We start from the raw sequence: 9358 nt of genomic DNA, 5'->3' as shown, positions 1-9358 counted from the left end.
GTGCGCATCGACGCCGGCGTGCGCGAGGGCGACACCATCAGCCCGTTCTACGATCCGATGATCGCCAAGCTGATCGTGTGGGGCAAGGACCGCGACGAGGCGCTGGCGCGCATGCGCCAGGCGCTGGCGGCCTACCATGTGGTGGGCCTGTCGACCAACGTGGCCTTCCTGCAGCGGCTGGTGAAGTCGGAAGCGTTCCGCACCGCCGACCTCGACACCGGCCTGATCGCGCGCAACGAGCCGGTCCTGTTCCCGCCGCCGGCGCCGGTCGGCATGGAGCTGATCGCGCTGGCGGTGGCGGCGCTGCTGGCGCGAGAAGACCAGCAGCGCCGCGTCGACCCTGCCGACCAGCATTCGCCGTGGACCCATGCGGGCGCGTGGCGGCTGAACGGCGGCGTGTCGCGCACGTGGCGCTTCGGTTATGGCGAGCAGGTGCTGGAAGCCAGGCTGGATACCAACGCGCGCGGCAGCACGCTGATCTACGCCGACCAGGCCGCGCCCTTCGCCTTTACCTGCCAGGCGGACGAGGTCCGCATCAACCTTGGCACCCGGCGCGCGCGCGGGCAGGTGCATGTGGACGGCGAGTATTTCCACGTGTTCTATGCCGGGCGCCATGTGATCCTGGCGTGGCTCGACCCGCTCGCCCACGCCGGGGAGGCCGAAGGCGAGGGCGGCAAGCTGACCGCCCCGATGCCGGGCAAGGTCATCGCGGTGATGGTCGAGGCGGGCAGCGCGGTCACGCGCGGCACCCCGCTGCTGGTGATGGAAGCGATGAAGATGGAACACACCATCAGCGCACCGGGCGATGGGGTGGTCAGCGAGGTGCTTTACCGGGTGGGCGAGCAGGTGGCCGAAGGGGCGCAACTGCTGGGATTCCAGGGCAAGTGACGTTGGCAGCCTGAAGCGGGCCCGCGTGGGGCGCAAGTTGGGGGCGATCACCGTTGCATCCGCCAGCCTGGGCGCGCTTCCTCTGCCAGAATACGCTTTTACCCCACCAGAAATCCTGCTGGAGACAAGATGAAGTTGCAGTTGTACGTCCCCGATGGCCGCTACGATCCGTGGATCGCCGGCTTTGCCGAGGCGCTGCCGGAAGCGCAGTGCGTAACGTGGGAGGACAGCCGCGGCGAGCCGGCCGACTACGCCGTGGTCTGGCGTCCGCCGGTGGAGATGCTGCGCGGCCGCGCCGAGCTGAAGGCGATCTTCAATCTCGGGGCCGGGGTCGACGGCATCCTGCGCCTGCGCGACGCGGCGCCGGATGCCCTGCCCGCGGGGGTGCCGATCGTGCGGCTGGACGACGCCGGCATGGCCGCGCAGATGGCGGAATACGTGGCCTACGCGGTGCTGCGCTATTTCCGCAAGCTCGATGCCTACGATGCCCAGCAGCGCGCGGGACAATGGAAATTCCTCAAGCCGCATCGCCGTGCCGACTTCACCATCGGCGTGATGGGCGTGGGTACGCTCGGCGCCCATATCGCCCGCACCCTGGCGGGATTCGGCTTTCCGGTGCGAGGCTGGAGCCGGACCGCGCGCGCGATCGAAGGGGTCAGCGGCTTCTATGGCGATGCCGGCCAGGCGCCGTTCCTGGATGGCTTGCGCGTGCTGGTCAACGTGCTGCCGCTGACGCCGCAGACCGAGAACATCCTGAACGGCGAACTGTTCGGCAAGCTGGCGCAGGGCGCCTACGTGATCAACGTCGCGCGCGGCCAGCACCTGGTCGAAGCCGACCTGCTCGCGGCCGTGCAGTCAGGCCGGATCGCGGGCGCGACGCTGGACGTGTTCCGCACCGAGCCGCTGCCCGCCGAACACCCGTTCTGGCAGGAACCGCGCATCACCATGACGCCGCATATCTCGGCGCTGACGCTGCGCGAGGACAGCATCGCGCAGATCGCCGGCAAGATCCGCGCGCTGCGCGCGGGCCAGCCGATCGCGGGCGTGGTCGACGTGCAGCGCGGCTACTGAGCGCGCCCCATCCATCCGAATAAAGACAGGAGACACCCATGACCATGCCGAACTACGTGAAGATCGTTGAAGTGGGCCCGCGCGACGGACTGCAGAACGAGAAGGCGATGGTGCCGACCGAAGTCAAGGTCGCGCTGATCAACCAGCTCACCGACGCCGGCTTCGTCAATATCGAGGCCGCGTCGTTCGTGTCGCCCAAATGGGTGCCGCAGATGGCCGACGGCGCCGACGTGATGGCGCGCATCCAGCGCCGCGCGGGCACGCTGTATTCGGCGCTGACGCCCAACCTGAAGGGCTTCGAGGGCGCGATCGCGGCCGGTGCCGACGAGGTGGTGATCTTCGGCGCGGCCAGCGAGGCGTTCTCGCAGAAGAACATCAATTGCTCGATCGCCGAGTCGATCGCGCGCTTTGCGCCGGTGGCCGCCGCGGCGAAGGAGCGGGGCGTGCGCCTGCGCGGCAGCATCTCGTGCGCGCTCGGCTGCCCGTACCAGGGCGAGGTGCCGGTCAGCGCGGTGGTCGATGTGGTGCGGCGCATGCGCGAGCTGGGCTGCGATGAAATCGACATCGCCGACACCATCGGCGTGGGCACGCCGGTGCGGGTGCAGGAAGTGATGCGCGCCGCGGCGGCGGAGTTTGCGCTGGACCGGCTGTCCGGCCACTTTCACGATACCTACGGCCAGGCGCTGTCCAACATCCTCGCCAGCCTGGAAGTGGGCGTCGCGATCTTCCATGCCTCGGTAGCCGGGCTGGGCGGCTGCCCCTATGCCAAGGGCGCCACCGGCAACGTCGCCACCGAAGACGTGCTGTACATGCTGCACGGCATGGGCATCCACACCGGCATCGACCTGGAAGCGGTGGTCCGCACCGGCGACTACATCTCGCAGGCGATCGGCCGCGCCAACAGTTCGCGCGTGGGCCGCGCCCTGCTGACCAAATGGGCTGCCGCCAGCGACGCGGCCACGGCCTGCGTGTAAGCGTGCGGCGCAAACAGGAGAACGCATGACGGTGAATCACGAAGCGCTGCCCGATGCCGCGCAGCGCGTGGCGGCCCTGCTGGCCGGGCTGGGCCACGACCGGCCCGTGGTGATGCTGCCCGCCACCGGCAAGACTTCGGCGGAGGCCGCGGCGGGGCTGGGCTGCAGCGTGGCGGAGATCGCCAAGTCGATTATCTTCCGGCGCGTGGCCGACGATGCGCCGGTGCTGGTGATCGCCAGCGGCAGCAACCGCGTCGACGAGGCCAAGGTGGCCGCGCGCGTGGGCCCGCTGGGCAAGGCCGACGCGCGCTTCGTGCGCGAGAAGACCGGCTATGCCATCGGCGGCGTGTGCCCGATCGGCCATGCGGTGGCGCCGGTGATGCTGCTGGACCAGGACCTGTTCCGCTATGACAGCCTGTGGGCCGCGGCCGGCCATCCGCATGCGGTGTTCAACCTCACGCCGCACCAGCTGCAGCAGATGACGGGAGCCGAAGTGGCCGACGTCGCGGCTGCGGCAACCCCCGGAGCCGCGGCATGAGCCCGGCCCTGCGTCCCGGCCTGGCGTTCAGCTGGCAATACACGGTGCCACCCAAGGCCACCGTGCCGCGCCTGTACGACGATATCCCGGGATGCCCGGAGATGCCCGACGTGCTGGCCACCGGCTACCTGGTCGGCATCATGGAGTGCGCCTGCCTGCAGATGCTGCGCGAGCACCTGGACTGGCCGCGCCAGCAGTCGCTCGGCACGCTGGTCAGCTTCTCGCACCTGGCGCCGACGCCGCCGGGCATGACGGTGACGGTCAAGGGCGAACTGGTCGAGGTGGAGGGCCGCCGCCTGCGCTTCCAGCTGAGCGCCTGGGACGGCGAGGACAAGATCTCGGAAGGCGTGCACGAACGCCACCTGATCGACGCCGGCCGCTTCAATGAGAAGGTGGCCGCCAAGGCGGCGCGCGCGGCGGGCTGAGTGGCGAGCGCGCGCAACGCCATGACCCGCATATCCGCCGCGCTTGCGGGAGAACTGGCCAGGCAGGCCGACGCTGCCGTACAGGCCACCCCGGTGCCGTCGCCCTGCCGCAATGTCTGCCGCATGGACGCGGCCAGCGGCTATTGCGAAGGCTGCCTGCGCACCATCGAAGAGATTGCCGCGTGGTCATCGGCCGGCGACGACGACAAGCGCCGCATCTGGGCGCAACTGCCGCAGCGCGCCGCAAGGCTGGCCGGCGAGGAGACATCGCCTTGAGCGAAAGCACCGTGCCGCCGCTGCCGGCCACCATGCGCGTGTTCGAACGCGGCTGGCTGTCGGCCAACAACATCCTGTTCGCCGACGGCGACGATACCGCGCTGGTCGATACCGGCTACGTCACCCACGCGCCGCAGACGGTGGCGTTGGTCGCTTCAGCGCTGCAGGGCCGACCCCTGGCGCGCGTGATCAACACCCATCTGCATTCGGACCACTGCGGCGGCAACGCCGCGCTGCAGGCGCGCTGGCAGCCACGCACCGCGATCCCCGCGGCCGAGGCCACGGCGGTGGCCGCGTGGGATACGGATGCGCTCAGCTACCAGGCCACCGGCCAGCAATGCGATCGCTTCACCTTCGACAGCGTGATGGACGACGGCGACACGCTGTGCCTGGGCGGCATCGACTGGCAGGTGGTGGCTGCCCCCGGCCATGACCCGCATGCGGTGATGCTGTTCGCGCCGGCCGAGCGCATCCTGATTTCCGGCGACGCGCTGTGGGAGAACGGCTTCGGCGTGATCTTTCCCGAACTGGAGGGCGAGAGCGGCTTCGCCGAGCAGGCCGCGGTGCTGGCGCGCATCGCGCAACTCGATGCGCGCGTGGTGATCCCCGGCCACGGACGCCTGTTCACCGACGTCGCGGCGGCCGTCGAACGCGCACAAGGCCGCCTCGCGTACCTGAGCGCCGACCCGGCGCGCAACGCCAGCCATGCGGTCAAGGTGCTGGTGAAATTCAAGCTGCTGGAGGCGCAGCGCATGACGCTGGCGGCATTGGCGGCATGGATGGAGGCGGCACCGTTGATGGCGCACATGCGCGAGCGCTTTATGCCGGGGCTGCAGATGGCGGAACTCTGCGCGCAGACGGTGGGGGCGCTGGCGCGCGTCGGGGCGGCGCGGGTTGAGGGGGAGTGGGTGGTGAATCGGGATTGAGGTGTTGGAAGGGCGTCTGGATCGAGGCGCCAGCCCTCTCCCCCCGCCCTCTCCCGTGCGCGTTCGAATCCTGTCGCTGCGCCGGAATCCTATGCACACCGGCGGTGTTCGCCCCTCTCCCGCTTGCGGGAGACGGGCGGGGGAGAGGCCGGTGCCTCCACGAAGTATCAAGCTTCCATGTCCACCGGCGACCTGACCTCTGACGCTCAGAAGGACGTCCTGAACCCCACCTTTACGCTGCGCCCCGCCATCGGCGCGATATCGCGCAGGATCGACGCCGCATTGCGCGCATCCTGGTTGGTCAGGTTGTCGCCGCGCAGGTACACCAGGGTCTGCGTCCCCGCCACCTTGAACTTGTAGGTCAGCGCCAGGCTCAGCAGCGTATAGGCGTCGGTCGGCGTGTCATTGGACGGCACGCGCGTCTGTTTGGCCGCGTAGGTGACATCGACGCGCGCGCCCCATGGCCCGGCACCGTACACCAGCGCGCCGCCCAGGCGCAGCGGCGCCAGCCGCGGCAGCGGCTCGCCGGTGTCGCGGTTCTCGCCGCGCACGTAGTCGGCGCGCGCCTCGAAGTCGAGCGTGTCGCTGCTGGTCAGCATCTTCTGCAGCAGGCGCGCCTTGCCTTCGGCCTCGAAGCCGTACAGCGTCGCCGGCACCCCCAGGTACTGGAACTCCGGCAGCGCGTCCGGGCTACCCGCCGCGACCACGTCGCCGGCTTCGTCGCGCGCGCGGCCGGTGGCGCTCAGGGCCAGGTAATTGGCAAAGCGGCTGTAGTAGCCCGACACGCTGGCACTGTGCGCGCCGGACTTGAAGCGCAAGCCCAGGTCGATCGAGGTGGCGCGCTCCTTGCTGGCGTTGGGATCGCCGACTTCCCATGCGCCCGTGGCGACGTGCGGGCCGTTGGCGTACAGCTCGTAGAAGGTCGGCGCCCGTTCGGTGTACGACACGTTGCTGGTCAGCGACCACGCCGGGTTCATCTTGTACAGCAGCCCGGCCGAGGCGCTGGTGGCGTTGAAGCTGCGGTTGGCGTCGGCGAAGCGGTCATTGCCGTTGGCGCTGGCCTTGATGCTGCTGTGGTCCAGTCGGCCGCCGAAATTCAGCTTCAGGTCGCCCCCGGCGGTCAGCGGCAGCTCCTCGAACAGGAACAGCGCGGCGTTGTCGGTGTTGGTGCTGGGCACGAAGGCCTCTTCGCCCAGCGCCGAGAAGTTGGTGTGCCCGAACTGCGTACCGACCACGCCCGTCAGGTTGCCGATCTTCGCGTGCTTCGCCTCGAAGCGCGCATCCCAGCCGCGGTTCTTGAAAATCGTGCCGGTCTCGCCGTCTTCGATCTCCCGATGCTCATAGTCGGTGAAGCTGACCTTGCCCTTGACCGATTCGAACCAGCCGCCGGTGTTGCCGGCCAGGTTGCGCGCCTCACCTTCCAGCGCGAAGCGGTCCTGCTTCATCTTCAGCCGCACCGCGTCCTCGGCGGGCGTGCCGTAGTCGTTGCGATAGGCGCTGTAGTTGGCGCCCAGGAAGCCATCGGCCCAGGTGTAGGAGCCGCCCAGCGAGCCGCCCTGCTGGTCGGCGCTGGTGTTGGGCAGGCGGCCGTAGGGCTCGGTCTCGCCTTCGGCCAGCGGCTCGGCGTTGCGCAGACGGTCGCTGCGGGCGTAGCCGGGAATGCGCAGGTCGCTGGTCTTGCGCGCGAAGGCGTCGGCATGGACCGCGAACTTGCCGTTGCCGGCCTCGATCAGCGCGCTGGCATTGCGAGCCTGGTCGCCGCCGGCGGTGGCGCTGGCATCGACCGCCCCGCCGACCCCTTCGATCGGCTCCTTGGGGATGCGGTTGTCGATCACATTGACCACGCCGCCGATGGCATTGCCGCCGTACATCAGCGCCGCCGGCCCGCGCACGACTTCGATGCGCTCGGCCACCAGCGGGTCCACCGGCACGGCGTGGTCATAGGACAGCGTGGAGGCGTCGACCGTGCTGCCGCCATTCTGCAGCACCTTGATGCGGTCGCCGTCCAGGCCGCGGATCACCGGCCGGCTGGCATTGGGACCGAAGTAGGTGGACGACACCCCGGGCAGCTTGTCCAGGGTCTCGCCGAGCGTGCTGGCCTGGCGCACGGCCAGCGCATCGCCGCCCAGCGTCGAGACCGGCGCCACCATGTCGTTCAGCTCGCTGCCCAGCGGGTTGGCCGTGACCACCACTTCACGCAGCGTGGCGCCGGCGGTGGGCGTGGCGGGTGCGGCATCGGCGGCCGGCGCCGTGGCGGTTTGTGCCAGCGCGGCGGGCGCCAGCAAGGCCGTGGCCAGCGTGGCGGTGAGGGAAGCGGCAAGCGCAGCCAGCGGGGTCAGGCGCGGGGCGGCGGGCTTGGTGGGACGGCGGGCGGTGTAACGGTTCTTCGACATGGCGCGTGGAGCAGTGCAGTGGCAATCGGCCCGGTTGGCACGGCGTCGTCCGGCGCGGCGCGGCACGCCTGCGACAGGCGTGGCGAGCGCGGCCGGCAGGCGCGTGTTCAGCTCGGAATGCGTAAGACGACGGGAGCGCGGCGATGGCCGCGTCCTGGATCAGGCGAGGGCGATGGCCGGCACCGGCGGGGCGCGCGATTGGAAGGGATGAGGGGATGGCAGGTCGGGCCAGCGCCAGGCCAGGCTGGCCGGCTTGACCGGTTTGCCGAAGGCAAGCTGCAGCGGCGGCAGCTTGCCGCAATGCGTGTCGGCGACGGTGGCGCCATCGAACAGCACGCACGAGTGCCCGCTGAAGGCCTGCGCCAGCGGGTGCGGATCGCTGTCGGCGGCCGAGGCAGCGTTGGCCGCCGCCACGGCGCCAGCCGTTTTCAGCAGCCCGCCATGCACGATGCGGTGGGTCAGCCCGGCATGCTGCGCCAGCAGCAGGCACAGCGCCAGCCACAGCGCGGGCCACAGGCCCGGGCCGTGCGTGCGCAGGCTGGCGAACCAGTCAGTGCGCATGGGGACGGCCACCATGGTTGCCGTGGTCATGGCTTGGATCGTCGCAGCCGCAATCACCGTCATGGCCGTGGCCATGGTCGTGATTGTGATCGTGATCGTGATCGTGATCGTGATCGTCGTCGAAATCGTCGACCCAGGCCGGGAAAGGGTCCGGATAGCCGGCCCAGGCTTGCGTCCCGGCGGCCATCTCTGCATCGCTCAGCAGGCAGGCGTCGAGCCGGGCCTGCAGCGCGGCAGGATCCAGGTCCAGGCCGATCAGCACCAGTTCCTGGCGGCGGTCGCCGAACGGCGCCGGCACGCCCTGGTCGTGCATGTCGGCTTCCACCTCGGCGCGCTCGGCGGTATCGGCCGGCCATTCCGCCGGATCGAGCGCAGCCCACCACGCGCCGGCGCCGCCATGGCGGCAGACGCCCCCGGACTGGTTCCAGTCGCCGGCGGTATCCATGCGGCTCGCCAGCCAGAACAGGCCCTTGGAGCGCAGCACGCTGCCGTGCTCGCGCAGCCATTCGGTATGGATCAGGTCGGCGAAGCGTTGCGGGTGGAACGGGCGGCGGCGGCGGTAGACCAGCGTCGAGACGCCACTGGCGGCGTCGGTCTCGGGTGCTTCGCCGCGCAGCGCGGCCAGCCAGCCAGGGCCTTGCGCGGCGGCTTCAAAGTCGAAACGGCCGGTGCCGTGCACCCGCTCGGGCGGCACCTTGCCGAAGCTGGCTTCAACGATGTCGGCGCGCGGGTTCAGCGCCTGCAGCGCCGCGCGCAGCCGCGCCAGCCCGGGGGCGCCGGCGAGGTCGGCCTTGTTCAGCACGATCACGTCGCAGCCTTCGATCTGCGCGACTAGCACTTCGGCGACGGTGCGATCATCGTCCTGGCCTTGCGCCAGGCCGCGGTCGGCCAGGAACTCGGCTTCGTTGAGGTCGCGCAGCAGGGTGGCGGCATCGACCACGGTGACCAGCGTGTCGGGCTGCAAGGTGGCGTCGGGCCCTGCGCCATGCTCGGCCTCGAACAGGAAGCCTTCGGCAAGCGCCAGTGGCTCGTCCAGGCCGTCGGCTTCGACCAGCAGCGCATCGAAACGCCCTTCGCCGGCAAGCCGCGCGGTTTCGGCGAGCAGCGCTGCGCCGGACGGCAGCATCGTTGCCTCGCAGCCGGGCGGCAGCGGCGCCAGCGTTTGCCCGTCTTGCGCGCCGCACACCAGCACGCCGATCCGCCCGCCCGCGCCATGTGCGAGCAGGTGGTTCAGCAGCGTGGTCTTGCCGGCGCCGGGAAAACCGGACAGCACCGTGACGGGCAGGCGATCAGCCATGGCAGCAGA

General features: G+C 70.2%; 10 protein-coding genes. 7 read left to right on the top strand and 3 right to left on the bottom strand.

Going from position 1 to position 9358, the window contains the following annotated elements; all coding sequences use genetic code 11:
- The 7 genes from E5S69_RS31065 to E5S69_RS31035 form a co-directional block, all read left to right on the top strand.
- Window positions 1-888 (top strand): acetyl-CoA carboxylase biotin carboxyl carrier protein subunit (locus E5S69_RS31065; protein WP_336510625.1); only part of this gene is annotated, 888 nt, incomplete at its 5' end.
- 129 nt (window positions 889-1017) lie between these two features.
- Window positions 1018-1959 carry a 2-hydroxyacid dehydrogenase gene (locus E5S69_RS31060; protein ID WP_171518151.1) on the top strand — a complete coding sequence of 314 codons (942 nt, stop codon included), beginning with the start codon at window positions 1018-1020 and terminating at the stop codon, window positions 1957-1959.
- Between the two features lie 38 nt (window positions 1960-1997).
- On the top strand, window positions 1998-2933 hold the full coding sequence (locus E5S69_RS31055; RefSeq protein ID WP_171518150.1) for a hydroxymethylglutaryl-CoA lyase: 936 nt from the start codon (window positions 1998-2000) through the stop codon (window positions 2931-2933).
- A gap of 25 nt (window positions 2934-2958) precedes the next feature.
- Window positions 2959-3471 carry a YbaK/EbsC family protein gene (locus tag E5S69_RS31050; RefSeq protein WP_171518149.1) on the top strand — a complete coding sequence of 171 codons (513 nt, stop codon included), beginning with the start codon at window positions 2959-2961 and terminating at the stop codon, window positions 3469-3471.
- Window positions 3468-3896: a thioesterase family protein gene (locus E5S69_RS31045; RefSeq protein WP_171518148.1), complete on the top strand. Its 429-nt coding sequence runs from the start codon at window positions 3468-3470 to the stop codon at window positions 3894-3896. Before E5S69_RS31050 ends, E5S69_RS31045 begins: the two co-directional genes overlap by 4 nt.
- A gap of 21 nt (window positions 3897-3917) precedes the next feature.
- Complete coding sequence (locus tag E5S69_RS31040; RefSeq protein ID WP_171518147.1) at window positions 3918-4172, top strand: DUF1289 domain-containing protein; 255 nt, start codon at window positions 3918-3920, stop codon at window positions 4170-4172.
- A 32-nt stretch (window positions 4173-4204) separates the two neighbouring features.
- Window positions 4205-5098 (top strand): MBL fold metallo-hydrolase, encoded by an 894-nt coding sequence (locus tag E5S69_RS31035; RefSeq protein ID WP_236901492.1) that lies wholly within the window; start codon window positions 4205-4207, stop codon window positions 5096-5098.
- A gap of 206 nt (window positions 5099-5304) precedes the next feature.
- Here E5S69_RS31035 and E5S69_RS31030 read toward each other — a convergent pair whose 3' ends face one another.
- The 3 genes from E5S69_RS31030 to E5S69_RS31020 all read right to left on the bottom strand — a co-directional run bounded on the left by E5S69_RS31030 (window position 5305) and on the right by E5S69_RS31020 (window position 9349).
- Window positions 5305-7491 (bottom strand): TonB-dependent receptor, encoded by a 2187-nt coding sequence (locus E5S69_RS31030; protein ID WP_171518145.1) that lies wholly within the window; start codon window positions 7489-7491, stop codon window positions 5305-5307.
- 159 nt (window positions 7492-7650) lie between these two features.
- Window positions 7651-8082: a hypothetical protein gene (locus tag E5S69_RS31025; protein WP_236901491.1), complete on the bottom strand. Its 432-nt coding sequence runs from the start codon at window positions 8080-8082 to the stop codon at window positions 7651-7653.
- Entirely contained in the window at window positions 8042-9349 is a 1308-nt protein-coding gene (locus tag E5S69_RS31020; protein ID WP_171518144.1) for a GTP-binding protein, read from the bottom strand. The genes E5S69_RS31025 and E5S69_RS31020 overlap by 41 nt, the downstream gene beginning before the upstream one ends.
- Window positions 9350-9358: the final 9 nt, after the last annotated feature.

The sequence above is a fragment of the Cupriavidus necator genome, assembly GCF_013141915.1.
Lineage (GTDB): Bacteria > Pseudomonadota > Gammaproteobacteria > Burkholderiales > Burkholderiaceae > Cupriavidus > Cupriavidus necator_B.
Note: the sequence above shows the minus strand (reverse complement) of the source record. Positions and strands in the feature narration are given on the sequence as shown.

What these genes read in the sequence shown, in the direction of transcription:
- E5S69_RS31060 (WP_171518151.1), top strand. Translation starts at nt 1,018, where the DNA reads ATGAAGTTGCAGTTGTACGTCCCCGATGGCCGCTACGATCCGTGGATC.
- E5S69_RS31055 (WP_171518150.1), top strand. Translation starts at nt 1,998, where the DNA reads ATGACCATGCCGAACTACGTGAAGATCGTTGAAGTGGGCCCGCGCGAC.
- E5S69_RS31050 (WP_171518149.1), top strand. Translation starts at nt 2,959, where the DNA reads ATGACGGTGAATCACGAAGCGCTGCCCGATGCCGCGCAGCGCGTGGCG.
- E5S69_RS31045 (WP_171518148.1), top strand. Translation starts at nt 3,468, where the DNA reads ATGAGCCCGGCCCTGCGTCCCGGCCTGGCGTTCAGCTGGCAATACACG.
- E5S69_RS31040 (WP_171518147.1), top strand. Translation starts at nt 3,918, where the DNA reads ATGACCCGCATATCCGCCGCGCTTGCGGGAGAACTGGCCAGGCAGGCC.
- E5S69_RS31035 (WP_236901492.1), top strand. Translation starts at nt 4,205, where the DNA reads ATGCGCGTGTTCGAACGCGGCTGGCTGTCGGCCAACAACATCCTGTTC.
- E5S69_RS31030 (WP_171518145.1), bottom strand. Translation starts at nt 7,491, where the DNA reads ATGTCGAAGAACCGTTACACCGCCCGCCGTCCCACCAAGCCCGCCGCC.
- E5S69_RS31025 (WP_236901491.1), bottom strand. Translation starts at nt 8,082, where the DNA reads ATGACCACGGCAACCATGGTGGCCGTCCCCATGCGCACTGACTGGTTC.
- E5S69_RS31020 (WP_171518144.1), bottom strand. Translation starts at nt 9,349, where the DNA reads ATGGCTGATCGCCTGCCCGTCACGGTGCTGTCCGGTTTTCCCGGCGCC.